Raw genomic sequence first — 26,547 nt, forward strand, 5'->3', positions numbered from 1 at the left:
GGCGCCACCGAATTGCAGATAAGCCTCTGCGACCTCCGTCATCCTGAGGGCACGCATGAGCATCGAAAAGCCGTCTCACACCTGGCTCCGGTCCGATGAGGGAGGCGGCATCTCGCGTCGACGCTTCGTCAAGGCGTCGGCGGTCGCCGTCAGCGTCTCGATAGCCGGCGAAGCGCTCGCCGACGATCTGGCCGACGTGCCGGCGCGGGAGCCGGGTGATGCGTTGTCCGCCTTCAGCGCGCGCTCGCCCTATGTTCACATCGGACGGATTCCGGAGGCGACGCCCGGCAAGCGGAATGTCGATCCCGCCGATGCGATCAACTCTAAGACGCCACTCGACAGGCTCGTCGGCACGATCACCCCGTCGGATCTGCACTATGAGCGCAGCCATTCCGGTGTTCCGAACATCGATCCGGCCAGGCACAGGCTGCTCATCCACGGCATGACACGCGAGCAGCTTGTGCTGACGCCCGATGACATCGCGCGAATGCCCTCGATCTCGCGCGTCGTTTTCATCGAGTGCACCGGCAATGGCTGGGAGAACTGGAAGAAGGCCGACCCCAATCTGACGGTGCAGAATACTCATGGTCTCGTCAGCAGCAACGAATGGACCGGTGTCCCGCTTCGCCATCTGATCGAGCTGGTCGGCAAGGATCATCGCTCCGCCTGGATGCTGGCCGAGGGCGGCGACGCGGCGGGCGTTGCACGAAGCATCCCGCTCACGGATGAGATCATGGACGAGGCGTTCGTCGCCTATGGCCAGAACGGCGAGCCGCTGCGGCCGGCCCATGGCTTCCCGTTGCGTCTCATCATGCCCGGATTCGAAGGCAATCTGAACATCAAATGGCTGCGCCGCCTGAAATTCGGCGACGCGCCCTGGATGACGCGCTGGGAGACCGCGCGCTACACCCAGCTGCTGGCCAACGGCAAGGCGATGCAGTTCCAGCTCAGGATGGAGACCAATTCCGTCATCACCTCGCCCTCGGGGACGATGACGATCCGCCCCGGCTACAACCGCATCACCGGCCTGGCCTGGAGCGGCCATGGTCGGATCGCAAAGGTCGAGGTGAGCACCGACGCGGCCCGAACCTGGCAGCAGGCCCGGTTGAACCATCCCGTGCTGCCGAAGGCGCAGGCGCGCTTCCAGCTCGACTGGCAGTGGGACGGCAAGCCCACCAGGATCGTCAGCCGCTCGACCGACGAGAAGGGCAATGTGCAGCCCGATCGCAAATCGTTCATCGCGAAGACCGGGACCAACGCGCTGTTCCATTACAGCGCCCAGCAGACATGGAGTATCAGCGGCGATGGGAAGGTCAGCAATGTTCTCGCCTGAGCGCCTTTTCGCTACCGCGCTGGCCGCGGCGCTTCTCGTCTGTCCGGCACATGCGGCCGAATTCGGACGCCCGGCAACGGCGCAGGAGATCAGGCTATGGGACATCGACGTCCGTCCCGACGGCAAGGGCTTGCCAGAGGGCAGCGGCACGGCCGCGCGTGGCAGGGAGCTGTTTGCCGAGAACTGTGCCGCCTGCCATGGCGAAGGCGGGCAGGGCGGCATCAAGGATCGTCTGGTGGGCGGTCAGGGGACGCTCGCCTCTGGCAATCCGGTGAAGACCGTCGGCAGTTTCTGGCCTTATGCCACGACCTTGTTCGACTACATCCATCGCGCCATGCCGTACCAGGCTCCGGGCTCGCTCAGCGTCGACGACTACTACGCATTGTCGGCCTACATCCTCAGCCTGAACGGCATCCTGCCGCCGGACGGCCGTCTCGATCAGGCCTCGCTTCCGAAGGTTAGAATGCCGAACCGCGACGGCTTCGTTCCCGTGCCGGAGTTCAGCAGGGTGCGGGCGCCAAAATGAGCGGATCAGGCTGCCGGCAATCCGCCGGCCGGGGCCTCGTGATCGGGTGGACGCTCGCTCTGCTCGGCCTTCTGACATTGTCGACAACGATCGGAGCACAAGCCATGGACCCGAACGGGCTGATCACGATTCAAAGCCATAATGATCCGAGCACCACGATGCGGAAGCTGCAGGACGCGGTCACATCGAGGGGACTGACGATCTTTGCTCATGTCGACCATCGGGCCGGCGCCGTCGAGGCGGGCATGACGCTGCGCCCGACCGACCTGCTGATCTTCGGCAGCCCCAAAGGGGGAACGCCGCTGATGCAGGCCGCACAGACCAGCGGCATCGATCTGCCCCTGAAGGTCCTCGTGTGGCAGGACGCCGAGGGCCGCACCTGGTTGTCCTACAATGACCCGGCCTGGCTGCTGGGGCGTCACGGCCGACCGGCGGCGGCCGAGCCGGCCGTGCGGGCCATGACCGGCGCGCTCGAGGCGATTGCCGGAGCCGCGGCGTCCGAAGCGTCGCCGCAATAGGGGCGCATGCCATGCCGCGCATATCCTGGCGTTCGCTGTGGGGAGAGATGGCGTCGGATGCCCGCACCATGGGGGCCGGCGCCTATCTGCTCGTCGCAGCATTGCTGTCGATGCTGGTTGCGGTGATCGTCGTCGCGGTTCTCGGCTGGTCGTCCGCAGAAGGCACCGACGTGCCGTCGTCAGGCTATGCCGCGATGGCCATCGGCGTGCTGTTCTCGCTCGTATGCGGCATCGGGCTGATGGTGCTGGTGTTCTATAGCAGCCGTGCCGGCTATGATGAGCCGCCGACGATCGTGTCGCGGGACGCCGACGATCAGCCAGGTCCGCCGGGCCTGGTCTAGGCGGATGTTGCGGCGTGGCAAGATAGAAGCGGGGCTGATTAACCTCACACTGGACAACGTCCAAGCCCTGGCAGTAGCGCCCGGCGTTGAGCCCGCCGATATGCTGAAGTGGCCTCGTCAAATCTAAAAGCAGTCACGTTTAGAGGAGGGCTGGTGAACCCCTGGCATTGGCAATGCCGATCGCGCAAAACCAGATCACCGACGCAGCGGCCGATCGGTTTCGGGCCGTCTCAGCGACTGCCACGCGGAGTGGGTGTGGCGGCGGAGAAGAACCATATCGACGGCTCCGATTCCGGACTCTGCTGATTGACCGTTCCCAACAGAGGGGCAGGACCGATCGCAAGAGGAGCCTACGAGCCGGGATCGTCGATCAGCGGCTTTGGCCGGGCAAACAGCTCCAACTTCTCCTTGCGGTCGATGACGATCTCTCGTCCGCGGATGCGAACCCCATGGCTCGTAAGTTGGGCAAGACTGCGTGACAGGTTTTCGCGCGTCGTGCCGATGTGGGAGGCCAGCGTGCCGCGGTCGAATGGAATGACGATATTCGCCTGCGCCGGTTCGCGCTGGGCTTCGGCAAGTATCCAGTTGGCGAGGCGCTCGATGCTCGACCGGGCCAGGGTGCCCTTCAGCTTCTTGACAGAAGCGCGATAGGCATACGCCAACTCCTGAGCGACAATCCGTGCGAATGCGATGTCTTCGTCGAAGAGTGCCCTTACATCGCGGGCCGGGATCAGCAGCACCCGCGACTCGGTCAGTGTGCGGGCTGAATTGAGATACGCCTGATCGACCACGACTGCAGCAAGTATGAAGGTCGACACGGGACGAAGCAGCGAGATGCCCCACTCGGCCTCATCCTGCTCGGTGTAGATTTCCACCAATCCGCCAATCAGCACATGCAGGAAGTCGGCCTGATCTCCCTCGCGAGCCAACCGCACTCCGGCCGGAAATTGCTGCAGTAGAGCCGCGCCGAGCAGCCGCTTCAAATTCTCGTCGCTGAGGTCCGCGAACAGCGGCAGCGTCTTCAACTGGGCGAGTTCGTCGGGGCGCAAGCGAAGCTCCAGCGGTTACTCATCTGCTATCGCCCCGAACTGTGACAAAAGTCAATTGCATACGTGCGGTCTGATAATCCGATCTGGAGCATTTGGCAGATTGTGGCCGACCGGGCCGTCCGGTTGATGCATCGCAAAACCTTTCCCGGGTGCCCCGAATAACTGCTGTGGCGTCGAATTCATACGTCGAGGCCACCATGGACGCCGTAGATTCTAGCCCTGAGCACCGAACGCGAGCACTCTGGCTCTCAACAATCTCGTTCACGATCTGCTTCGCGGTGTGGACGATCTTCTCGATCATCGGCATCCGGATCAAGCAAGAGCTCGATCTGAACGAAACCGAGTTCGGCCTCCTGATCGGCACCCCGATCCTGAGCGGCTCGCTGATCCGGCTGATGCTCGGCATCTGGACCGATCAGTATGGCGGACGCCGCGTCTATACCGTCGTGATGCTCGCTGCCGCGGTCGCGACCTATCTTCTGACCTGGGCGCATACCTATCCGCAATTTCTCGTCGCCGCGCTCTTCGTAGGAATCGCCGGTGGCTCGTTCGCGGTCGGTGTCGCCTACGTGTCGCGGTTCTATCCGACGGCCAAGCAGGGCACTGCGCTCGGAATCTTCGGCGCCGGCAATGTGGGCGCCGCCGTCACGAAGTTCGTGGCGCCGTTCGTGCTGGTCGCCTATGGCTGGCAGACCGTGGCCCAGGTCTGGGCGCTCGCGATCGGCGTCATGGGAATCGTCTTCTGGCTGTTCTCCGAGGAGGACCCGGTGGTCCGTTCGCGAAGACAGCGCAACCAGAAGGCCGGCAGCGCCTGGCTCGAGCTCGCGCCGCTCAAGAACATCCAGGTCTGGCGCTTCGCGCTGTACTACTTCTTCGTCTTCGGCGCCTTCGTCGCGTTGTCGCTGTGGCTGCCGCAATACCTGATCAAGGTCTACGGCGTTGGAATCCAGTCGGCCGGCATGATGGCCGCCATGTTCTCGTTTCCGGCCAGCGTATTTCGCGCCTATGGCGGACACCTGTCCGATCGGTTCGGCGCCCGTCGCGTGATGTACTGGACTTTCCTGGTGGGTGTCGCCGCGACCTTCCTCCTGTCCTATCCGCCGACGGACTATGTCGTGACGACGGTGAACGGAAAGGTCGGCTTCCATCTGGAGATGGGGCTGGTCCCGTTCGTCGTCATCGTCTTCGTGCTCGGCTTCTTCATGGCGCTCGGCAAGGCTGCGGTCTACAAGCACATTCCCGTCTACTATCCGAACAATGTCGGGGCCGTCGGCGGCCTGGTCGGCATGATCGGCGGGCTCGGCGGATTCGTGCTGCCGATTGCGTTCGGCGCGCTGGTCGATCTCACCGGTCTGCGAACCAGCTGCTTCATGCTGCTGTTCCTGCTGGTCGCGGTCGCGCTGGTCTGGATGCATCTCTCGATCCGGCAGATGGAGCGCGGCGTCGCCGGCGAAGCGCTGAAGAGGCTGCCGGAGCTGCCGGAAATGGAGGAAATTCACCGGCCCGAGCACATCGGAGCTCTGTCCGGCGCGATCCTCACCGATTGGCGGCCCGAGGACGACACGTTCTGGAGAGAGAAGGGCCGAGCCATCGCGCGACGCAACCTCTGGATCTCCATTCCGGCACTGCTGTTGTCCTTCGCGGTCTGGCAGGTCTGGTCTGTCGTGGTTGCGAAGCTGCCTTCGGTCGGCTTCAAGTTCACGACCGATGAACTGTTCTGGCTGGCGTCGCTGCCTGGGATCTCCGGTGCAGTTCTGCGCATCTTCTATTCCTTCATGGTGCCGATCTTCGGCGGCCGGCTGTGGACCACGCTGGCCACGTGGTCGCTGCTGATACCCGCGATCGGAATCGGCTATGCGGTGCAGAATCCGGCGACGCCCTATCCGGTGTTCCTGATACTGGCTCTGTTGTGCGGCTTCGGCGGCGGCAATTTCGCCTCGTCGATGGCCAACATCTCCTTCTTCTTTCCTCGCGCCGAGAAGGGCAACGCGCTCGCGCTCAATGCCGGCCTCGGCAATCTCGGCGTCAGCGTCGTCCAGTTCGTGGTGCCGATCGTGATCACGGTCGGAGTCTTCGGCTGGTTCGGCGGAGATCCGGCGATGACGAGTGGGTCGCAGCCGACGCCGATCTGGCTGCAGAATGCCGGCTTCGTCTGGGTGCCGTTCATCGTCGCCAGCGCTTTCGCCGCCTGGTTCGGGATGAACGACATCGCCTCCGCGAAAGCGTCCTTCGCCGATCAGGCCGTCATCTTCCAGCGGCGGCACAACTGGATCATGTGCTGGCTCTACACCGGCACGTTCGGCTCGTTCATCGGCTATTCTGCGGGCTTCCCGCTGCTGGCAAAGACCCAGTTCCCGGCCGTCGACGCGTTGCAGTTCGCGTTCCTCGGGCCGCTGGTGGGTGCCTTGTCGCGGTCCGCGACGGGCTGGATGGCCGACAAATGGGGCGGCGGGCGGGTGACCGTCGGGGTGTTCCTGCTGATGATGGCCGGTGTGCTCGGGGTGCTCTACTTCCTCGGCATCAAGGATCAGCCCGGTGCATTCTGGGGCTTCTTCGCGATGTTCCTGCTGCTGTTCTTCGCGACCGGCGTCGGCAATGCATCGACCTTCCAGATGATCCCCAACATCATGCGCCAGGAAATGATCCGGCTCATGCCGACTGCGGACGCGGAGACGCGGCTGCGCCAGGCCGAGAAGGAATCCGCTGCCATCACCGGCTTCACCTCCGCGATCGCCGCCTTCGGCGCATTCTTCATTCCCAAATCCTACGGCACCTCGATTGACCTCACCGGCGGCGTGCAGGCCGCCCTCTGGGGCTTCTTCGGCTTCTACGTCACCTGCGTGCTGATCACCTGGGCCGTCTACACCCGCAAGGGCGGCGTCCTGCACGACGTCGAACGGCGCCGAGCGATCGCGACCGCTGCCCAACCCGCTGAATGAGGACGTAAACGATGAGCCATTTTCTCGATAGGCTGACCTTTTTCACCCGGGCCAAGGAGGAGTTCGCAGACGGACACGGCGTGACGACGACCGAGGACCGTTCCTGGGAGGAGGGCTATCGCAAGCGCTGGCAGCACGACAAGATCGTGCGCTCGACGCATGGCGTGAACTGCACCGGCTCCTGCTCGTGGAAGGTCTACGTCAAGGGCGGCATCGTCACCTGGGAGACCCAGCAGACCGACTACCCCCGGACGCGCCCTGATCTTCCCAATCATGAGCCGCGCGGCTGCGCCCGCGGCGCGAGCTACAGCTGGTACCTCTATTCCGGAAACCGGGTGAAATATCCGCTGGTGCGCTCGCGGCTGCTCAGGCTGTGGCGCGAGGCGCGGGCGCGGATGACGCCGGTCGCGGCCTGGAAGTCGATCGTCGAGAATCCGGACAAGCGCTCGGACTACGTGCAGAAGCGCGGACTGGGCGGCTTCGTGCGGGCGAGCTGGGCCGAGGTCAACGAGCTGATCGCGGCGGCCAATGCCTATACGGTCAGGGCCTATGGTCCGGACCGGGTGTTCGGGTTTTCGCCGATCCCGGCGATGTCCATGGTGAGCTACGCGGCCGGCGCGCGCTATCTGTCGCTGCTCGGCGGCGTCTGCATGTCGTTCTACGATTGGTATTGCGACCTGCCGCCGGCCTCGCCGCAGACCTGGGGCGAGCAGACCGACGTGCCCGAAAGCGCGGACTGGTACAATTCGGGCTTCCTGATGCTGTGGGGCTCCAACGTGCCGCAGACGCGTACGCCGGACGCGCATTTCTATACGGAGGTTCGCTACAAGGGGACCAAGAGCGTCGTTGTCTGCCCGGACTATTCCGAGGCGGCGAAATTCGCCGATCTCTGGCTGTCGCCGAAGCAGGGCACCGACGCCGCGCTCGCGATGGCGATGGGTCACGTGATCCTCAAGGAGTTTCACATCGACCGGCAGACGCCATACTTCAACGACTATGCGCGCCAGTATACGGATATGCCATTTCTGGTGCGGCTGGTGAAATCCGAGGGACGGCTCGTTCCTGAGCGGTTCGTGCGCGCCTCGGATTTCGCCACATCTCTCGACGAGGCCAACAATCCCGAATGGAAGACCGTCGCCTATGACGAGATCAGCGGCGCCATTGTCGTACCCAAGGGATCGGTCGGCTTCCGCTGGGGCGAAAAAGGCAAGTGGAGCCTGGAAGAGAAGAGCTCGGCGAACACCGACACCCGGCTGCGGCTGTCCCTGGCCGGCATCGAGGACGACATCGCGCCGGTGGGATTCCCTTATTTCGGCAACCGTCAGCACGATCACGTCAGCGGCACCAATCATCCGGACGTGCTGACCCGCAACGTGCCGGTGAAGCGACTTCGTCTTGCCGATGGCGAGGCGATCGTGGCCACTGTCTTTGACTTGTTCGCCGCCAATTATGGCGTCGATCGCGGCTTCGGCGGCGACCACATCGGCAAGAGCTACGACGATCTGGAACCGTACACCCCGGCATGGGCCGAGGCGATCTGCGGCGTGCCGCGCGGCGAGATCATCGCGGTGGCCCGCGAGTTTGCCTCGAATGCGTCGAAAACCAGGGGGCGCTCGATGGTCATCGTCGGCGCCGGTCTGAACCACTGGTACCACATGGACATGAACTATCGCGGCATCATCAACATGCTGGTGATGTGCGGCTGTGTCGGCCAATCCGGCGGTGGCTGGTCGCACTATGTGGGCCAGGAAAAGCTGAGGCCGCAGTCGGGCTGGACGCCGCTCGCCTTTGCGCTCGATTGGGGACGCCCGCCCAGGCAGATGAATTCGACTTCGGCGTTCTACGCCCACACCGACCAATGGCGCTACGAGACGGTCAATGTCAGCGAGATTCTCTCACCGACCGCACCGGCCGGTTCTTGGGACGGCGCGCTGATCGACTACAATGTCCGCGCCGAGCGCATGGGATGGCTGCCGTCCGCGCCGCAACTGCAGGCCAATCCAATCGAGGTATCCAAGCGCGCAGCCGCCGCCGGCCTGGAGCCGAAGGACTACGTCGCGAAGGCCTTGAAGTCGGGCGAGCTGAAGCTCTCCTGCGAGGATCCCGATCAACCGAAGAACTGGCCCCGCAACCTGTTCGTCTGGCGCTCGAACCTGCTCGGTGCCTCAGGCAAGGGCCACGAATACTTCCTCAAGCATCTGCTCGGCACCAAGCATGGCGTGCTCGGCAAGGACCTCGGCGATCAGGGCCACAATAGGCCGGTCGAGGTCACCTGGCATGAGGAGGCTCCGGAAGGAAAGCTCGATCTGCTGGTCACGCTCGACTTCCGGATGTCGACCACCTGCATGTATTCGGACGTCGTGCTGCCGACCGCCACGTGGTACGAGAAGAACGACCTCAATACGTCCGACATGCATCCCTTCATCCATCCGCTTTCGGCGGCGATCGATCCGGTGTGGGAATCGCGCAGCGATTGGGACATCTACAAGGGGATCGCCGAGGCGTTCTCCAGGGTCGCGCCCGAAGTGCTGGGACTCGAGAAGGACGTCGTGCTGACGCCGATCATGCACGACAGTCCGGGCGAAATCGCGCAGGCGTTCGACGTCAAGGACTGGAAGCAGGGCGAGATCGATCCGATCCCCGGCAAGACCATGCCGGCGGTGACGGTGGTCGAACGTGACTATCCGAATCTCTACAAGCGCTTCACCTCGCTTGGTCCGCTGATGAACAAGCTCGGCAATGGCGGCAAGGGGATGGCCTGGAACACCGACCATGAGGTCGAGCTCCTGAAGCGCCTCAACGGCGTCGTCGCTGAGGACGGGCCGACCCAGGGGCTGGCTCGCATCGACAGTGCGGTCGACGCCTGCGAGGTGATCCTCAGCCTGGCGCCGGAAACCAATGGCGAGGTCGCGGTCAAGGCGTGGTCGTCGCTGGAGCAATTCACCGGCCGCGACCATGCTCATCTCGCCATTCCCAAGGAGGATGAGAAGATCCGGTTCCGCGACGTCGTCGCGCAGCCGCGCAAGATCATCTCGTCGCCGATCTGGTCGGGGCTCGAGTCCGAGAAGGTCTGCTACAACGCCGGCTACACCAACGTCCACGAGCTGATCCCCTGGCGGACGCTGACCGGCAGGCAGCAGCTCTATCAGGATCACCTGTGGATGAGGGCTTTCGGCGAGGGCTTCTGCGTCTACCGGCCGCCGATCGATACCAAGACCGTCAAGCCGGTGATCGATCGCAAGCCGAACGGCAATGCGTCCGTCGTCCTGAACTTCATCACGCCGCATCAGAAGTGGGGCATCCACTCCACCTATACCGACAACCTCCTGATGCTGACCTTGTCGCGCGGCGGTCCCATCGTGTGGATCAGCGAGATCGACGCAAAGGCTGCCGGCATCGCCGACAATGACTGGATCGAAGCCTACAACACCAATGGTGCGCTGGTTGCGCGCGCAGTGGTCTCGCAGCGGGTCAAGCAGGGCATGTGCATGATGTATCATGCGCAGGAGAAGATCGTGAACGTGCCGGGCTCCGAGCAGACCGGGCAGCGCGGCGGCATCCACAATTCGGTCACGCGTGTCGTTCCGAAGCCGACGCACATGATCGGGGGCTACGCTCAGCAGGCCTATGGCTTCAACTACTACGGCACGGTCGGCGCCAACCGCGACGAGTTCGTCATCGTCCGGAAGATGTCGAAGATTGATTGGCTGGACCAGCCGACTGCTGACCGGTCGGCCACGACCCCCTCGGAGGCTGCAGAATGAAGATCCGTGCTCAAATCGCCATGGTGCTCAATCTCGACAAGTGCATCGGCTGCCACACCTGCAGCGTGACCTGCAAGAACGTCTGGACGAGCCGCGAGGGGATGGAATACGCGTGGTTCAACAACGTCGAGACCAAACCGGGCGTCGGCTATCCCAAGGATTGGGAGAACCAGTCTCGCTGGAAGGGCGGCTGGTCGCGCAATCGCGACGGGTCGATCCAGCCGCGGATCGGCGGCAAGTGGCGGGTTCTGGCGAACATCTTCGCCAACCCTGATCTTCCTGAGATCGATGACTACTACGAGCCGTTCACCTTCGACTATCAGCACCTGCAGAGTGCGCCCGAGGCATCGGCGATGCCGACCGCGCGGCCGCGCTCGCTGGTGTCCGGAGAGCGGATGGAAAAGATCGAGTGGGGGCCGAACTGGGAAGAGATCCTGGGCGGCGAATTCGCCAAGCGCTCTCGGGACATCAATTTCGACGGCGTGCAGAAGGAGATCTACGGCCAGTTCGAAAACACCTTCATGATGTATCTGCCGCGGCTGTGCGAGCACTGCCTCAATCCGGCCTGCGTCGCATCCTGCCCGTCCGGCGCGATCTACAAGCGCGAGGAGGATGGCATCGTCCTGATCGATCAGGACAAGTGCCGCGGCTGGAGAATGTGCGTCTCCGGCTGCCCCTACAAGAAGATCTATTATAACTGGTCCTCGGGGAAATCGGAGAAGTGCATCTTCTGCTATCCCCGGATCGAGGCGGGGCAGCCGACCGTGTGCTCCGAGACCTGTGTCGGGCGCATTCGCTATCTCGGTGTCGTGCTGTATGACGCGGACCGCATCGCCGAGGCCGCGTCCAAGCCCGACGAGGGCGATCTCTACCAGGCCCAGCTCGACGTCTTTCTCGATCCGAACGATCCCAACGTCCTTGCAGAGGCCGAGCGCCAGGGCATTCCGCATGCCTGGCTGGAGGCAGCGATCCGGTCGCCGATCTGGAAGATGGCGATGGAATGGAAGGTCGCCTTCCCCTTGCACCCGGAATACCGGACCTTGCCGATGGTCTGGTACGTGCCGCCGCTGTCGCCGATCACGTCGGCGGCTTCGTCCGGCAAGATCGGGCACGATGGCGAGATGCCCGACGTCAAGTCCTTGCGCATTCCCATGCGGTACCTCGCCAATCTGCTGACTGCGGGCGACGAGAAGCCGGTGACGCTGGCGCTCGAGCGAATGCTGGCCATGCGTGCCTATATGCGGGCCAAGACCATCGATGGCGTGGTCGACGAGGCGATCGCGAGGCGCGTCGGCCTGAGCGGCGCGCAGATCGACGACATGTACCACATCATGGCGATCGCCAACTACGAGGACCGCTTCGTGATCCCGACCGCGCACCGCGAGCTCGGTGGCGACGCGTTTGATATCCGCGGCTCCTGCGGCTTCTCGTTCGGCAACGGCTGCTCCGGGGGCGAGAGCGAAGTCAACCTGTTCGGGTCGCCGCGCAAGACCAAGAATCCGATGGAGGTCGCCTGATGAAGACGTTCAAGGTGCTGTCGGCGTTGCTGAACTATCCGAGCGGGGAATTGATCGCGGCCATCCCGGAGCTCGCGCGGGTGCTCGACCAGGAAGGCCTCGTCCAGCCTGGCATTCGCCGGGAGCTCGACGTGCTGCTGCAGGAGATCGCCACGAGCGACGTCTACGACCTGCAGGAGCGCTACGGCCTGCTGTTCGACCGCAGCAAGACCCTGGCGCTGCATCTGTTCGAGCATGTCCATGGCGAAGGCCGCGACCGCGGCCAGGCCATGGTCGACCTGCGCGCCATGTATGACAAAGCCGACCTCGTCATCGCCGGCAACGAGCTGCCTGATTATCTGCCGCTGTTCCTCGAATTCCTCGCCATCCGGGAGCTTGCGGATGCGCGCGAGTTGCTCGGCCAGACCAGCCACATCATCGCCGCGCTCGCGGAACGATTGGGGCGGCGGCAGTCGAGCTATCGGGCGGTGTTCGACGCGCTGCTCCAGATCGCCGCGGACCAGCCCCGCGCGGAGATCGTCGATGAGCTGCTGAAGGCGGCGGACGTGGATCCGATGGACCTGCACGCGCTCGACGCGGCCTGGGAGGACGAAGAGGTCAGGTTCGGCCCGGGAGGCGGCGACCAGGCAGCCTGTGGGCACGACAATCTGATCGCAAAACTGCGCCACGCCAAACGTGCGGTCAACGCGCCGCCGTCACAGTTGCAATGAGGGGATTGGCCATGCAAACGCTCAATGCCATCGTCTTCGGCTGGTATCCCTATCTCTGCCTGACCGTCTTTCTGATCGGCAGTCTGATTCGATTCGACCGCGAGCAGTACACGTGGCGCTCGGGCTCGAGTCAGCTGCTTCGGCGGCGCCAACTGATCTGGGGCTCGAACCTTTTCCATGTCGGGATCCTTTTCATTTTTGCGGGGCATTTCGTCGGGCTGCTGACGCCGATCTGGGTGTTTGACATGCTCGGCGTGTCGCACGGCTTCAAGCAGATGCTCGCGATCGTCGCCGGTGGCGGCGCCGGACTGATGTGCCTGGTCGGCATTTCGCTCCTCGCGCATCGCAGGCTCTTCGATCCCAGGATCCGCGCGACGTCGTCTTTTGCTGACACGGGTATCCTTCTGGTGCTGTTCGTCCAGCTGCTGCTTGGCTTGGCGACCATCCCCGTGTCGCTCGGTCATCTCGATGGTCACGAGATGGTCAAGTTCATGGCCTGGGCGCAGGGCATTCTCACGTTGCAGCCTGGAATCGCCGCCAACATTGTCGACGTCCATCCGATCTTCAAGGCGCATCTGGTCCTGGGAATGACCATCTTCCTGCTCTTCCCCTTCACCCGCCTGGTCCACATCTGGAGTGCGCCGGTGTGGTATCTCGGCCGCCGCGGCTATCAGGTGGTGCGCAGCCGCGACGGACGCCGTCATCTTGTGCAACCGATTCAGCCTGCGGAGTAACCGATGGACTGTTCATTGGGCGCGGCGCTTCCAAAGCCGAAGATGGTCAGTGTGAACGGGGTCGTGATCGAACGCGACGTCATTGCCCGGGAAGTTCAGAACCATCCGTCGGACAAGCCGATCCTCGCCTGGCAAGCGGCGGCGCGCGCGCTTGCGGTGCGCGAATTGCTGAGACAGGAGGTCAGGAGGCTCGGCGTAACGGCCTCCCCTCTGCGTGATGCCGAAGGTCGCAGCGAAACCGAGGAAGAAGCGGCGATGCGGGCGCTGATCGCGCGCGAGGTTCTGATACACGAGCCGGACGAATCGACGTGCCGTCGCTTCTACGATCAGAACAGGCAACGGTTCCTTGTCGGCGAGCTCTACGAAGCGTCGCACATCCTGCTGATCGCGCCGAGCAGCGATTCGCTGGCTCGATCGGCTGCGCGAGACGAGGGGCGGACGATCATGGAGGCCGTGCGGAGAAGCCCGGAGGTGTTCGAGACCATCGCGCGCGATCGCTCCGACTGCAGGGTCTCGGCGGAGAATGGTGGCAGGCTCGGGCAGCTGTCGCGTGGGCAGACGACCGCCGAGTTCGACGCCGCGCTGGCCCGGATGTCGGTTGGAGAGGTTGGTCTGATTGAGACACGCTTTGGTATCCATGTCGTGCGCCTTGACCGGCGGGCCCCCGGACAAGTCCTGCCGTTCGACATGGCGAGGGCGCGCATTTCGCAATATCTCACCGAGCGTGTCCGGCACCAGGCGCTCGCGAAATATGTCGCCGATCTGGCAGGCCGCGCGGCGATCGTTGGCGTGACTTTGCCGGCGCCGCAATCGGCGCTGCCGCAGTAGAGGGGGCGATCATGCTGCTCGGGGATCTCATTCACGATCTCAGCGACGACGCGAAGTCGAGTGCGGTGTTGCAGGGGTGTGGCGACCTTACGCTCCTGGTGCGCGTCAGCTCTGTCGCGGATCGCCTCGGCGAGGATGTCGGTGAGTATGCGTCGGCTGCTGTCCGGCGCTTTGCAAATCTCGCCAAGAACGAGGATTGGCTCGGGTTGATGAGCGCCATCGACAGAGCCGCCGATCCCGCGATCGTCTGTCTGACGTCCATGATCAAATGGTCGCTGCAGAGGGATGAAATCGATCACTCCTAGGCCGGGTCCGCCACAGGCTATCTGTGCTGGAGGAGTGGGTTGGACATGTCGAAGCATCAAGCTGATGTTGGGATTCGCATGCACGATGAGATGGTAGAGAAGGTCGGTGTTGAGGCCGCGCCGCTCGTGGCGCTCGTCTACGACGACGGGAAATATCCCTACGAGACGTTCGATCACCTCGTGGATCACTCGCGTCGAGTGCGATTGAAGGTCGCCGGCGCACTGCAGCGAAGGCTGTTCCTCGACGAAAATCGCCGGTGCGACGTCCTGCTCGAGGAGATCGACACGGCCAATCAAACCCCGATCTTCGAGGATCGTGGATCGGGAGCGAGAGGTTGCCGGCTGGATGAATCGGCGCTGGCAGAGGTGACGGTTCGAGTCCTCGCCAGCCTGGATGCGCGTCCAAACATCCTGGTGTTGAACAAGTTTGGAAAGGCAGAGTGCGAGGGACGCGGAACGCTTGATCTGATTGCCCGCGCGCTGGACCTCGCGATACCGACGATTGTCGGCGTGCCGCGCAGCAATATCGATGCCTGGAGAGATTTCTCCGGAGATATGGGGATTGAGCTCGAAGCCCGCGGAGACGTGGAGCGGTGGCTGGAAAGTGTTCGGCAGGATCGAACTATAAACTCAGCCAGCCAGCTGCGCTGATCGCGATTGCGAGCAATCGACGGGTCGGGGGACACAGAACTGCCGAGCCGGGCCGCCGAAGATATCTGCCGGCTGACATGGATGTTCCTCGACGCGACAGGGAGTCCGCCGGTCGTGCTGGAGTCGTCATCACGACGCTGATGACGCGAAATGTTGCGCTCCGACAAAGAATGGCCGGTCGGGCCTGACTAGCATCTTTCCGATGGTCGGGAGATTGTATGGCGCAAGCTCATCGTTCGCGCTTCCTTCGGGCGTGAGGGGACTGTGTTCCTCCGGGCGCCACGGCAATTGCCGAATGGCGCAGCGTCGTCGCGAGTGCTGCGTCCGCGATCAAGAACTGGAGCCGCTCATGATTGGAGCGAAAATCTCGCGCTGGACGATGAGCTATTTCGCGGCAGCGCTGGGGTGGCTGCTCGTTGCCTTGGCAATGCTGGTCGGCGGACTCGGTTACCCCGCTGCAGACCTCGGCGCTCCCGATACGCTTGTCGTTGTGCATGCGGTCTGCATCGGTTGGCTCAGTCTCTCGGTATGCGGCGCCTTGTTCCAGTTCGTTCCCGTTCTCGTCGCAAGGCCGCTCCCCTTCGACAAATGGGCCTTGCCGGCCTTGTTCCTCATCAACGTCGGTCTGGTCTGCCTGATATCGGGTTTCCTCTCACTGGCCGGACGAATTGCTCCAGCCGCTTGGCTTCTGCCGGCCGGCAGCGTGGTGCTCGGCGCCGGTCTGGCGATGGTCGCGCTCGATCTGGGCCTGACGCTCTTCGGCCAGCCGAAGGGGTCTGCTCTATTTGTCATCGCCGGACTTGGCTCGTTATGCGCGACTGTCGCGCTCGGCGCCGCGTTCTCGTTTGCTCTCGCCGGATCGGCGGGCACCTTCGGCGCCGCGCTCCTGGCCGCGGCGATTCCGATCCATGCGATTGCCGGGCTGGGAGGCTGGCTGACCCTGACCGCCATGGGGGTGAGCTATCGCCTGCTGGCCATGTTCATGCTCTCGGCGGACCTCGGCGATCGACAGAGCACATCCGCGCTGAAATTTGGTGCGCTCGCGCTATCGGTGGCAGTCGTGGGCGGATTGTTCGCAATCGGCCTCGCAGCCGAGCTCGGAGCCGTGCTCATCCTCGCTGCTGGTCTTGGGGTGATCTCGCTTGCGCTGTATGGACGGGACATCGCGACGATCTATCGCTCCCGCAAACGGCGCCAGCTCGAGCTGAACATGCGGATGGCAACCGTGTCTTTCGCCAATCTGGCGGCGACGGTGGCGCTCGGCACCGTCATCATCGTCACCGGAAAGGTCGGCGTTCATGTCGGCGCGTTCGCGTTCTTGGCCGTGTTCGGCTGGCTGTCTGGTCTCATATTCGCGAAGCTCTACAAGATTGTCGCCTTTCTGACCTGGCTCGAAACCTACGGTCCCGTGATGGGGCGCGGCCCGACGCCACGGGTTCAGGACCTGGCGGTGGAACGCCGGTCCGAGAAGTGGTTCATCATCTATTTTCTAGGCGTCTGGGCGGCGACCATCATGTTGATGATGGGCAAGGACCAGGCGTTTCGCGGCGCCGCGGCGGTCATGGCCGTGGGCAGTATTGGAATCATACACGAGCTTGTGCGAGTCCGACGTCTTTCCGATGTTGCGGGCTCCCGGAGGCTTCCGGCCGGAGCCATCGCGCCAAGCCTGTTGTTCGCCAGAAACTAGGAGGGAAGCCATGATCGCGTACATTGACGTCGACGTCCGACCGATTCTCAGGGCCGGAGGCGAGCCGTTCTCCGTCATCATGGACGCGGTTGGCCGGCTGGCGCCAGGCCAGGGCGTGCGGCTGATCGCGAGCTTCAGGCCGGTTCCGCTGCTCTCCGTCATGGCAAAAAAGGGCTTCGCCCACACCGATCGACCGCTCGACGATGGCGACTGGGAAGTGCTGTTTTCGCCGCTGGCTGCCGAGGACGCCGGTCAGGAAGACGCAGGTGCCAGCCTCGCATTCGAGCGATGGCCAGATCCCGTGGTCACGCTCGACAACCGGGAGCTCGACCCACCCGAGCCGATGGTGCGCATCCTTGCGGCCGCGGAGGAGTTGGCCCCTGGAGAGACCTTGTCGGCACTTCTGGGCCGCGAGCCGGTGTTCCTGTTCCCTGAACTTGAGAAACGTGGCTTTCGCTGGCTCGGCGGGTTTACGCCGGATGGATCGACCTACGAACTGTCGGTGAGGGCTCCGCTATGAGCCGCGATGTCATCGACCGCATCCGCGACGCCATGCGCGTGGTCATCGATCCGGAGCTGGGAGAAAACGTGGTCGATCTCGGCTTCATCTACGACATCACGGCGACGGATGGCGTTGTGCATGTCACGATGACGGCCACGACGCCCGGGTGCCCCGCAACAGGTTTTCTCAAGGAAGGGGTCGCATGCAGCATTGCGGAGATTGCGGGCGTCGAAGCCGTGGACGTGACGATGACATTCGATCCGCCTTGGACCCCATCCAGAATTGATCCGGCCGTTCGTGCTGCGCTGGGTTTCGACAACGTCAATTGACCGAACGAAAGCGAAAAGCTGGTGGCTGCTCGGCCGGGAACAGTCCAGGTTCGCGCGGCAGCACGGAGAGGCGGCGTCTGTACTCCCGCTCGTCGAAGAACACGTCAACCGTCGCAGACGCCTTCGGCTCATCGCCCGAGTGCGTCTGTCGTGTTCTGTCTTCAAGTCCTATCGTCTGTCTTGCTTCGCTACCTCAGCAAGATCGCTTGCTTCGGTCGTCCGGTCCGGAAGCCACTCCCGCGCGTTGGCGCGGAGCCCGGGGACGTCGAGCAGGTTGATCGCGCGGCAGGCGATCTGCTCGATGACGTCATCGAGCGACTGGGGCTTCAGGTAAAACGCCGGCACTGGCGGCGCGATGATCGCGCCGATCTCGGTGGCCTGCGTCATCGCTCGGAGATGACCGAGATGCAGCGGGCTCTCCCGCACCAAGAGGATCAGCCGGCGGCGCTCCTTGAGTTGAACGTCGGCGGCGCGGACCAGGAGGTTGTCGAGCTGGCCCCAGGCGATCGCCGAGAGGGTGCGGATCGAGCAGGGCGCCACGATCATGCCGGCTGCAGAAAACGAGCCGCTGGCGATGCTCGCGCCGATGTCGGCGACATCATGAGCATGCGCCGCCAGATCACGCAGCCGCGCCAGGCTGCCCTGGCCGACCTCCGCGTGCAAGGTGCGCACGGCGGCGTCAGATACCACGAGATGGACCGTGCATTGCGGTTGCTCCGCGAGCCGTTCGACGATGCGCACACCGATCGCGGCGCCCGAGGCGCCGCTGATGCCGACGATGACGTGGTGCCGTCCGCTCATGCCGAGGCCACCCGACCGGCCCCGCCCTCGCCGAGGCCGAGGCTCGGCCACATCGCGTCGATGCGTGCCGCTACGGCGGGGTCCATCGCCAGCACCTCGCCCCAGGCGCGCTCGGTCTCGGCGCCGAGCTTGGTTGTGGCGTCGATGCCGAGCTTGCCGCCGAGGCCGGATTTTGGCGAGGCGAAGTCGAGATAGTCGATCGGCGTGTTGGCAAGCGGCACGAGATCGCGCGAGGAGTCGCTGCGCGTCGCGACGGCCCACATCACCGCGCGCCAGTCGCGGACGTCGATGTCCTGGTCGACCACGATGAGGAGCTTGGTGTAGCTGAACTGCGGCAGCATCGACCACAGGCCGAGCATGATGCGGCGGGCTTGGCCCGGATAGCGCTTCTTGATCGCTACGACGGCGATTCTGTAGGAGCAGGCCTCTGGCGGCAGATGGCAGTCGACCACCTCCGGGAATTGCTGCCGGATCAAAGGGACGAACAGCGTATTCAGCGCCTCGCCAATTCGAGACGGCTCGTCCGGCGCGCGTCCCGTGAACGTCGACAGATAGAGCGGGCTGCGACGCGTGGTGATCGCGGTGACCTGCAGCACCGGAAAGTTCTCGACGGCGTTGTAGTAGCCGGTGTGATCGCCATAGGGCCCCTCCGGCGCGGTTTCGGTGGCCGACACGACGCCCTCGATCACGATCTCGGCGGCCGCCGGCACCGTCAGGGGCACGGTGAGGCATTCGACCAGCTCGGGGCGGTCGCCGCGCAGGATGCCGGCGAAGCGCAGCTCGGAGATGGTCTCGGGCAATGGCAGCACGGCGCTGAGGATGGTGGCGGGATCGGCGCCGATCACGATCGCGATCGGCATGTCGCGCCCCAGCGCCTGCCACTGCTGGTGGTGGCGGGCGCCGCCGCGATGAGCGAGCCAGCGCATGATGGCACGATCGCGGCCGAGCACCTGCATGCGGTAGACGCCGACATTTTCCTGCTCGCCGGTGGATGCGTCCGGCGGGACGGTGATGACGAGCGGCCACGTCAACAGCGGCGCCGGCTCGCCCGGCCAGCAGATCTGGGCCGGCAAGGTGGTCAGGTCGATGTCATCGCCCATGGTGACACATTCATGCACCGGCGCGGCTGATCGCAGCCTCGGCCGGGTCGACAGCGCCGCGCGCGCCAGCGGCAGCTTCTGCAGCGCTTCCCTGATGTCGCGCGGCGGTTGCGGGGCGCGCAGCTCCGCCATCATCTTGCCGAGCTCCGCCAATCGTTCGGGCTGCACGCCCATGCCCCAGGCCACCCGCTCCACGGTGCCGAACAGATTGGTGACGAGCGGCATTGCCGAGAGTGAGCCGCACGCCTTGATCGGCCGTTCGAACAGCAGCGCGGGCCCTTCGGCGGAGATGACGCGGCGATGGATCTCGGTGATTTCGTGGACGACCGAGACGCTGTCGCGAATGCGTCGCAGCTGTCCCCGCTCGTCGAGAAAGCGCAGGAAATCCGACAGCTCGCGGAAGCGAGGGACATCACGTCGCAACGATAGGCTCCGTTCAAAAAACGCCTCGTAGCTGGAACAATCAGTATGATCTTTGTTCCGGGTCAAATACTTCCCCCGCCGATCCGGCCAGAGCTTGTGCCATGAGTTCTCTTCAGGACGCGTCTTCGACCTCACTGCCACTGTTGCCGCCGCTGCTCAGGCAGGCGCTGCGTCCGTTGCCGTTGCTGCCGCTGCAGATTGCGCTCGGCGCTTTCCTGCGCGGGCTTCTGCGCCGACATCCGCATCTGCTCGACCGGCTCGGGTCGCATCGCGGAAAGCGCTTTGGCATCAAGCCGACCGATCTGCCGTTCGCATTCGTGATTCAGGCGGGCCCGCAGCAGCCGCAACTCGTGGCGGTGCGCGAGCTGCCCACCGGCCTCGATGCCTCCATCTCCGCATCGATCGTGAGCCTGCTGGCGCTGGTCGAGGGCCGGCTCGACGGCGATGCGCTGATGTTTTCGCGTCAGCTGGTCATCGAAGGCGATATCGAGGCGGTGCTGGCGCTCCGCAATGCGATCGACGATGCCGGTCTGGATCTGGTCGCTGAGATCGCGACGCTTTCGGGGCCGTTCGGCGTGCCCGCGCAACGCCTGCTCGCGGCCGCGCGCGACTCGCTGCTGAGATTGACGACGAACGAAAGCGGGATGCGACGATGGAGCTGATCTGTCCGGCAGGGACGCCGGCGGCGCTGAAGAGCGCGGTCGAAGCCGGTGCCGATGCCGTCTATTGCGGCTTCGCCGACGAGACCAACGCCCGCAACTTTCCCGGGCTGAATTTCAGCCGCGCGCAGATGCGCGAAGGGATCACGTTCGCGCATCGGCGCGGCGCCAAGGTGCTGGTCGCGATCAACACCTTCCCGCGCGCCGGCGCCGTCGAGCTGTGGCGTCGCGCGGTCGATGATGCCGTCGAGGCCGGGGCTGACGCGCTGATCCTTGCCGATGTCGGGCTGATGGACCATGCCGCGCGGCGCCATCCCGAACAGCGACTGCATGTCTCGGTGCAGGCGGCGGCGGCGAATGTCGACGCGATCGCGTTCTACGTCGAGAATTTCGGCGCCCGCCGCGTGGTGCTGCCGCGCGTGCTGAGCGTGCCCGAGATCGCCGAGATCACCCGTGAGACGGCCTGCGAGACCGAGGTGTTCGTGTTCGGCGGACTTTGTGTGATGGCCGAGGGCCGCTGCTCGCTGTCCTCCTACGCCACCGGCAAGTCACCGAACATGCAGGGCGTGTGCTCGCCGCCCAGTCACGTCGCCTATCAGGAGACGCCACAGGGAACGACCTCGCGGCTCGGCGGCTTCACCATCAACCGCTTCGGCCGCGACGAGCCGGCCGGCTATCCGACGCTGTGCAAGGGCCGCTTCTCGACCACGCAAGGCGCCGGCTACATCTTCGAGGATCCGGTCAGTCTCGATGCCACGACCCTGCTCGAGGGTCTGCGCGAAGCCGGCGTCACCGCGCTCAAGATCGAGGGCCGCCAGCGCGGCCGCGCCTATGTCGACAGCGTGGTGCGGCATTTTCGCAGCGTGCTGGCAGCGCTCGATGCCGGCAGGTCCACCGAGGCGGCCGACCTCACGGCGTTCACCGAAGGGCAGGCCACCACGCAGGGCGCCTACCGCAAGACCTGGCGTTAGACGACATGACAATGGCGGATCAAGGCGTAGAGCGAATGCAACTCACTCTGGGGCCCGTGCTCTACAATTGGCAGCCGGAGCGCTGGCGTGATTTTTACTTTCGCATCGCCGACGAGGCCCCGCTCGACCGGGTCGTGGTCGGCGAGGTCGTCTGCTCGAAGCGCGCGCCGTTCTTCGAACCCCATTTGCCTGAAGTCATCGAGCGGCTTATGGCTGCCGGCAAGCAGGTGCTGCTGGGGTCGCTGGTCCTGGTGTCGTTGCGGCGCGAGCGCCGGCAGACGGCAAGCCTCGCCGAGTTCGGCCACGGTCTGGTGGAGGTCAACGACCTCACCTGCCTCAAATCGATCGCCGGCCGGCCGCATGCCATCGGGCCATTCGTCAACATCTACAACGAGGCCAGCGCCGCGTTTCATGCCGCCCAAGGCGCCACCCGGATCTGCCTGCCGCCGGAGCTGCCGCTGTCCTCGGTTGCCGCCATCGCCGGCGCCGTGCCGGAGGTGGCGATCGAAGTATTCGCCTTCGGCCGTGTGCCGCTCGCGATCTCCGCGCGCTGCTATCACGCCCGCCTGCACAAGCTCGCCAAGGACAATTGCCGCTTCGTGTGCGAGCAGGACCCCGACGGCCTCGTCGTAACGACGCTGGACAACCAGGCGTTCCTCACCATGAACGGCGTGCAGACGCTGTCGCATGGGTGCTCAAACCTGCTCGGCGATCTCGATCGTCTGAAGCAGAGCGGCGTGACATCGCTGCGGCTATCACCTCAGGCCTGCGACATGGTCGCGGTGTCCGAGCATTTCCAGGCGGTCCTGGCGGGGCGCGTGGAAGCCGAAGCCGCAACGGGCCGCCTGCGCGAGATCTATCCGGACGTTCCATTCGCCAACGGCTTCCTGCACGGCGCCCCCGGGGCGTCCTACGTCTCGGGATAGGTACTGCCGCGTCCTTTCGAGGTGAACTCAGATGTGCTCAGTCTGCATGTTGACTGACCACGGATGGACGACGTTGCGAGACGACGCGCAGCCCGTTCTTGCCGGCATGCTGCAGATTGCTGACCGCGCCAAGGCGGAAGCCCAGGAAGCCGGGGAAATCGTGGTCTGTCCCCGATTTCCCCTCCCAAGCCGGCTGACGTCCTACACGCCGACCGCAGAGCCCAGCTGACGGCCGGCGCCTCATCCCGACTTGTCGCTGAACGTGGCGGGAAGCGTCGCGAGGAACGCCATGACGCGCTGCGTGCGCAGGGGCGGCCGGCGGTTGGAGGTGCGCAGCATCCATAGGGGCTCCGCCGGCGCCCGCCAGGGCATAAGCACTTCGACCAGCTGGCCGGTGCGCAGGTCGTCATGGAAGAGCCACGCCGGCCCCCAGCCGATGCCGAACCCATTCGCGATCAAAGCGACCGACGCGTGCGCGTCGTCGCAAATGTGCTTGGGCTTGGGCGCGACGCGAACGAGCTTTTTGCTGCGCGGATCGGTGAAACGCCAGGTCAGGATCTGCCCGCTCGCGGGATTGCGGAAGCCGACGTGGTCATGTTCGGAAAGCTCGTATGGAGTCGCCGGCGCGCCGCGCGCGTTCAGATACGCGGGCGAGGCGCAAGCGATCCAGGAGAACGTGCAAAGCCGCCGCGCCAGATGACCGGGCGCGCGATCGAGGGGGCCTGAGCGGATGGCGATGTCGACGCCTTCCGCCGCGAGATCAAGAATCTCGTTGCGGAACTTGATCTCGATCTCGATTTCCGGCCGCTCCCGCAGGAACGCGGGAAGTCTCGGCAGGATGCAGGCACGCGCGAACGAGGCGGGGGCGGTCACTCGCACCCGTCCGCCATCGTTACGCGTGGCTTCGCCGAGCGCGGATTGGACGCGATCGAGACTTTCGGCCAGCGCGCGTCCCGCCGCCATCAGCCGCTCGCCCTCTTCGGTCAGCGCCAGCGAATGGGTGGTGCGATGCAAAAGCCGTATTCCGCGAGCCTGTTCGAGGCGGGCGACCGCCTTGGACATCGCCGAGGTGGTCGTCCCCGCCCGCCGCGCGGCTTCGGCGAAGGAGCCCGCCTCGACGACGCGGACGAAGGCGAGGAGACGCGAGAGGTCGGGAGGCAAGGCTGTTGTGGACATTCAGTCCACATAGTCATGGCGACGGGGTCGCTACAAGAGGCCGTTCCGATGGGCCAAATGGGGAGCGTCAGCGCGCATGCTGCGCCGCTAGAAACCGCGAGAAGTCCCATGAACGCCATCGAAATCACGCTGCAAGCCCTCGACGCCGCCGAGCGCGCGATTCCCCCCGGCCAGCCGGTCTACATGCTCAATCTGCTGCGCTACCGCGCGTATGCGCGTTACGAGGACGGCTTCGACGCCGCGCCCTGTTCGGGCCGCGAAGCCTTCAACGAACGCTATAGACCGGCCTTCCGGCGTCTCGCAGCCGGTAAGCCGCTGGTGCGGATGTTTTCCGTGCCGGTCCTGGCGAGCCTCGTCGGCCCGCAAGGCGAACGCTGGGACGAAGCGGCGATCAATGAATACGGCGATTTCGCCGCCTTCCGCTCGATCGTCGACACCGAGACCTACCAGCGCGAAGTCGCCCCGCATCGGCACGCGGCGCTCGAGGATTTCCGGTTGTTCGCGCTCGCCAAGGCGATGTGAACGCATCGGGGCGCCGGCCTTCATTTGGCATCTCAGGACGTGGTTGGATCGCGCGCAAATGCGGTATTGGCGGACTATCCAACCGCCGCGAGGCCAGTTGGGCCGTTCGCAGGCAAAGAAGCAGAGCTTCCAAAATAGTGGGTCTCGCGATGTAGCGGACCCCCGCTACCCGCTTTCCTCGCATTTCCCTTGCTGGCGTGATATGCCTCTGCGTCGATCAGCAGGTTGAGATGGTGAGACTGAGTCCGTTTCCACCAGGTCCGGATTGCTCCAGTTGGCTCTGAAAATCTTACTTGCCGGCTTTGCCGTGTTTCCCTTGGTGCTGCTCTGGTTCGGAGGTCCAATTGTCTGGACCGCCCTGCGAACCGGGCGGCTGCTCGCTCGTGGAGCCGTCTACGATCGCGAGGTGCAGCCTAAGATGTACTTTTTTGGGTTGGTATTCTGGTTTTGCATATTTTTCGTTATGGCAGGGATTAGCTCATCCGTGCTCGTGCATGTCGACGACTGGATTCTCAATTAGACGCTATCCTGCGATTCTTCGTTCCTTCCGCCGCGCTGCCGCGCATCGCCCCGGAATGACGGCGAGGCACCGAAAAAAAACGGCGGCCCGGGGGGGGCCGCCGTTGGAGTCGAGACCACGCGAAGCTAAGCGTGGTGCTCAGGAGGCTCGGAGCTGGACGCGCTGGATCTTGCCGACGATCAGCAAGTAGGCGCACGCCGCGACCAGGGCGTTGAGGCCGACGAACACTAGTGCGCCGTTGAAGGAGCCGGTGGCCGACAGGATGTAGCCGATCACGATCGGAGTGGTGATGCTGGAGAGGTTGCCGAAGGTGTTGAACAGGCCGCCGGAGACGCCGCCGGCTTCCTTCGGCGAGGTGTCGGAGACCACAGCCCAGCCGAGCGCGCCGATGCCCTTGCCGAAGAACGCCAGCGCCATCAGGCCGACCACCAGCGCCTGGCCGTCGACATAGTTGCAGCCGATGATTGCCATCGACAGCAGCATGCCGCCGACGATCGGGATCTTGCGGGCGAGCGTCAGCGATCCCGTCTTGCGCAGGATGGCGTCGGAGATGAAACCGCCGAGCACGCCGCCGATGAAGCCGCACAGCGCCGGCAGGGTGGCGACGAAGCCGGCCTGCAGGATCGACAGGCCGCGCTCCTTGACCAGATAGACCGGGAACCAGGTCAGGAAGAAATAGGTCAGCGTGTTGATGCAGTACTGGCCGATATAGACGCCGAGCATCATGCGGTTCGACAGCAACTGTCCGATATGCGACCAGGTCGGACCACCGGAGGTAGCCTTGGCGTCCTTCGCGCCCTCCATGTCGACCAGCGCGCCGCCGTCCTTGATGTAGTCGAGCTCGGCCTGGTTGACGCTCGCGTGCTCCTTCGGTCCGTACATGGTCCTGATCCACATCAGGCCCATGAGGATGCCGAGCGCACCCATCACTGTGAAGACGTGGCGCCAACCGAACGCATGCGCGATCCAGCCCATCAGCGGCGCGAAGATCACGGTCGCGAAATACTGGCCCGAGTTGAAGAAGGCCGACGCCGTGCCGCGCTCGTTGCTCGGAAACCAGGCGGCGACGATGCGGGCATTGGCCGGGAAGCTCGGCGCTTCGGCGAGACCGACCAGGAAGCGCAACGCGAACAGCGCGGTGACCGCGGCGGCGCCGGAAAAGAAGCCGATCCAACCCTGCATCATGGTGAAGATCGACCAGATCACGATGCTGCAGGCATAGACCCAGCGCGAACCGAAGCGGTCGAGCAGCCAGCCGCCCGGCACCTGCGCGAGCACATAGGACCAGCCGAAGGCGGAGAACACATAGCCCATCGCGACGGGATCGAGATGCAGCTCCTTGGACAGCGAAGGTCCTGCGATCGACAAGGTCGCCCGGTCGGCGTAGTTCACGGTCGTGACCAGGAACAGCATGGTCACGATAAACAGCCGCACGCGTGATCGGCGCAATTCGGCCGTGGTTACGATAGCGCTCATGCGCTCCACCTCTCTTGTACGTTCCTCGATGACTGTCCTAGAGGAGAGGGAGGGCCGGGGTCCAAACCGAAGCCTGTATCAATCGATGCAAATTTTGGATCGATCCCCGGGGTCTCCATGCCGGTTGAAGCCTGGGGCTCGTCACCAGCCGCGGCTTGCGATGCATGAGCTGGTCAGGCTTGCGCGCCGAGGTTTTGCAGATTTCGTGGCGCAGTCGACCGCCGTCGCGGCGGATCTCTC

The 26,547-nt window shown here is 64.4% G+C and carries 25 protein-coding genes; 20 read left to right on the top strand and 5 right to left on the bottom strand.

Annotated features, from left to right (window positions below):
* The first annotated feature begins 55 nt into the window (after nt 1-55).
* From soxC to ACQR1H_RS24095, 4 genes are all read left to right on the top strand, one after another.
* A complete protein-coding gene (gene soxC / locus ACQR1H_RS24080) occupies nt 56-1,333 on the top strand; it encodes a sulfite dehydrogenase (protein ID WP_316182403.1) in 1,278 nt (425 codons plus the stop codon).
* Nucleotides 1,320-1,859 carry a c-type cytochrome gene (locus tag ACQR1H_RS24085; RefSeq protein ID WP_315803374.1) on the top strand — a complete coding sequence of 180 codons (540 nt, stop codon included), beginning with the start codon at nt 1,320-1,322 and terminating at the stop codon, nt 1,857-1,859. The genes soxC and ACQR1H_RS24085 overlap by 14 nt, the downstream gene beginning before the upstream one ends.
* 104 nt (nt 1,860-1,963) lie before the next feature.
* Complete coding sequence (locus tag ACQR1H_RS24090) at nt 1,964-2,377, top strand: DUF302 domain-containing protein (RefSeq protein WP_315803375.1); 414 nt, start codon at nt 1,964-1,966, stop codon at nt 2,375-2,377.
* Between the two features lie 11 nt (nt 2,378-2,388).
* Complete coding sequence (locus tag ACQR1H_RS24095; protein ID WP_315803376.1) at nt 2,389-2,718, top strand: hypothetical protein; 330 nt, start codon at nt 2,389-2,391, stop codon at nt 2,716-2,718.
* A 350-nt stretch (nt 2,719-3,068) separates the two neighbouring features.
* On the opposite strand, the gene ACQR1H_RS24100 is transcribed toward ACQR1H_RS24095, so the two are convergent.
* Entirely contained in the window at nt 3,069-3,767 is a 699-nt protein-coding gene (locus tag ACQR1H_RS24100; protein WP_316217453.1) for a helix-turn-helix domain-containing protein, read from the bottom strand.
* Between the two features lie 197 nt (nt 3,768-3,964).
* Here ACQR1H_RS24100 and ACQR1H_RS24105 point away from each other — a divergent pair, with 197 nt between their 5' ends.
* The 11 genes from ACQR1H_RS24105 (at nt 3,965) to ACQR1H_RS24155 (ending at nt 17,733) form a co-directional block, all read left to right on the top strand.
* Entirely contained in the window at nt 3,965-6,706 is a 2,742-nt protein-coding gene (locus ACQR1H_RS24105) for a nitrate/nitrite transporter (protein ID WP_316217452.1), read from the top strand.
* Between the two features lie 11 nt (nt 6,707-6,717).
* Entirely contained in the window at nt 6,718-10,470 is a 3,753-nt protein-coding gene (locus tag ACQR1H_RS24110; protein WP_434908290.1) for a nitrate reductase subunit alpha, read from the top strand.
* Nucleotides 10,467-11,987 carry a nitrate reductase subunit beta gene (gene narH / locus ACQR1H_RS24115; protein ID WP_316237557.1) on the top strand — a complete coding sequence of 507 codons (1,521 nt, stop codon included), beginning with the start codon at nt 10,467-10,469 and terminating at the stop codon, nt 11,985-11,987. Before ACQR1H_RS24110 ends, narH begins: the two co-directional genes overlap by 4 nt.
* Entirely contained in the window at nt 11,987-12,697 is a 711-nt protein-coding gene (gene narJ / locus ACQR1H_RS24120; protein ID WP_316182414.1) for a nitrate reductase molybdenum cofactor assembly chaperone, read from the top strand. The genes narH and narJ overlap by 1 nt, the downstream gene beginning before the upstream one ends.
* A gap of 11 nt (nt 12,698-12,708) precedes the next feature.
* Nucleotides 12,709-13,431, top strand: a complete 723-nt coding sequence (gene narI, locus ACQR1H_RS24125; RefSeq protein WP_316217448.1) for a respiratory nitrate reductase subunit gamma — start codon at nt 12,709-12,711, stop codon at nt 13,429-13,431.
* A gap of 15 nt (nt 13,432-13,446) precedes the next feature.
* Nucleotides 13,447-14,259, top strand: a complete 813-nt coding sequence (locus tag ACQR1H_RS24130; RefSeq protein ID WP_434881297.1) for a peptidylprolyl isomerase — start codon at nt 13,447-13,449, stop codon at nt 14,257-14,259.
* Nucleotides 14,260-14,270: 11 nt separating this feature from the next.
* The gene (locus ACQR1H_RS24135) at nt 14,271-14,564 is read left to right on the top strand and encodes a hypothetical protein (protein WP_316237555.1); all 294 of its coding nucleotides are present in this window, start codon (nt 14,271-14,273) and stop codon (nt 14,562-14,564) included.
* Between the two features lie 45 nt (nt 14,565-14,609).
* Nucleotides 14,610-15,215 (top strand): DUF2478 domain-containing protein, encoded by a 606-nt coding sequence (locus tag ACQR1H_RS24140; RefSeq protein ID WP_316217446.1) that lies wholly within the window; start codon nt 14,610-14,612, stop codon nt 15,213-15,215.
* A gap of 295 nt (nt 15,216-15,510) precedes the next feature.
* A complete protein-coding gene (locus tag ACQR1H_RS24145; RefSeq protein WP_434908291.1) occupies nt 15,511-16,902 on the top strand; it encodes a hypothetical protein in 1,392 nt (463 codons plus the stop codon).
* A 10-nt stretch (nt 16,903-16,912) separates the two neighbouring features.
* A complete protein-coding gene (locus ACQR1H_RS24150) occupies nt 16,913-17,422 on the top strand; it encodes a DUF2249 domain-containing protein (protein ID WP_434900105.1) in 510 nt (169 codons plus the stop codon).
* A complete protein-coding gene (locus tag ACQR1H_RS24155; protein WP_316182424.1) occupies nt 17,419-17,733 on the top strand; it encodes a metal-sulfur cluster assembly factor in 315 nt (104 codons plus the stop codon). The genes ACQR1H_RS24150 and ACQR1H_RS24155 overlap by 4 nt, the downstream gene beginning before the upstream one ends.
* A gap of 168 nt (nt 17,734-17,901) precedes the next feature.
* Here ACQR1H_RS24155 and ACQR1H_RS24160 read toward each other — a convergent pair whose 3' ends face one another.
* Together ACQR1H_RS24160 and ACQR1H_RS24165 are read right to left on the bottom strand one after the other, a co-directional pair.
* Complete coding sequence (locus tag ACQR1H_RS24160; RefSeq protein WP_434908292.1) at nt 17,902-18,534, bottom strand: UbiX family flavin prenyltransferase; 633 nt, start codon at nt 18,532-18,534, stop codon at nt 17,902-17,904.
* Nucleotides 18,531-20,057 carry a UbiD family decarboxylase gene (locus ACQR1H_RS24165; RefSeq protein WP_315803389.1) on the bottom strand — a complete coding sequence of 509 codons (1,527 nt, stop codon included), beginning with the start codon at nt 20,055-20,057 and terminating at the stop codon, nt 18,531-18,533. Before ACQR1H_RS24165 ends, ACQR1H_RS24160 begins: the two co-directional genes overlap by 4 nt.
* A gap of 143 nt (nt 20,058-20,200) precedes the next feature.
* Here ACQR1H_RS24165 and ubiT point away from each other — a divergent pair, with 143 nt between their 5' ends.
* The 3 genes from ubiT to ubiV are packed head-to-tail and all read left to right on the top strand — an operon-like array spanning nt 20,201 to nt 22,613.
* Nucleotides 20,201-20,719, top strand: a complete 519-nt coding sequence (gene ubiT / locus ACQR1H_RS24170) for a ubiquinone anaerobic biosynthesis accessory factor UbiT (RefSeq protein ID WP_316217443.1) — start codon at nt 20,201-20,203, stop codon at nt 20,717-20,719.
* On the top strand, nt 20,710-21,687 hold the full coding sequence (ubiU, locus tag ACQR1H_RS24175; RefSeq protein WP_316237553.1) for a ubiquinone anaerobic biosynthesis protein UbiU: 978 nt from the start codon (nt 20,710-20,712) through the stop codon (nt 21,685-21,687). The genes ubiT and ubiU overlap by 10 nt, the downstream gene beginning before the upstream one ends.
* Nucleotides 21,688-21,722: 35 nt before the next feature.
* Complete coding sequence (ubiV, locus tag ACQR1H_RS24180; RefSeq protein ID WP_316237552.1) at nt 21,723-22,613, top strand: ubiquinone anaerobic biosynthesis protein UbiV; 891 nt, start codon at nt 21,723-21,725, stop codon at nt 22,611-22,613.
* 240 nt (nt 22,614-22,853) lie between these two features.
* Here the strand turns inward: ubiV and ACQR1H_RS24185 are convergent, their stop codons facing one another.
* Complete coding sequence (locus tag ACQR1H_RS24185; protein ID WP_316237551.1) at nt 22,854-23,789, bottom strand: LysR family transcriptional regulator; 936 nt, start codon at nt 23,787-23,789, stop codon at nt 22,854-22,856.
* Between the two features lie 108 nt (nt 23,790-23,897).
* Between ACQR1H_RS24185 and ACQR1H_RS24190 the strand changes: the two genes are divergently transcribed.
* Entirely contained in the window at nt 23,898-24,311 is a 414-nt protein-coding gene (locus ACQR1H_RS24190) for a hypothetical protein (RefSeq protein WP_316237550.1), read from the top strand.
* A gap of 274 nt (nt 24,312-24,585) precedes the next feature.
* Nucleotides 24,586-24,831, top strand: a complete 246-nt coding sequence (locus ACQR1H_RS24195) for a hypothetical protein (RefSeq protein WP_316217440.1) — start codon at nt 24,586-24,588, stop codon at nt 24,829-24,831.
* 138 nt (nt 24,832-24,969) lie between these two features.
* Here ACQR1H_RS24195 and ACQR1H_RS24200 read toward each other — a convergent pair whose 3' ends face one another.
* Nucleotides 24,970-26,307: an MFS transporter gene (locus ACQR1H_RS24200; RefSeq protein ID WP_315803397.1), complete on the bottom strand. Its 1,338-nt coding sequence runs from the start codon at nt 26,305-26,307 to the stop codon at nt 24,970-24,972.
* Nucleotides 26,308-26,547: the final 240 nt, after the last annotated feature.

It is taken from the genome of Bradyrhizobium sp. HKCCYLRH2015, from assembly GCF_051168215.1.
Lineage (GTDB): Bacteria > Pseudomonadota > Alphaproteobacteria > Rhizobiales > Xanthobacteraceae > Bradyrhizobium.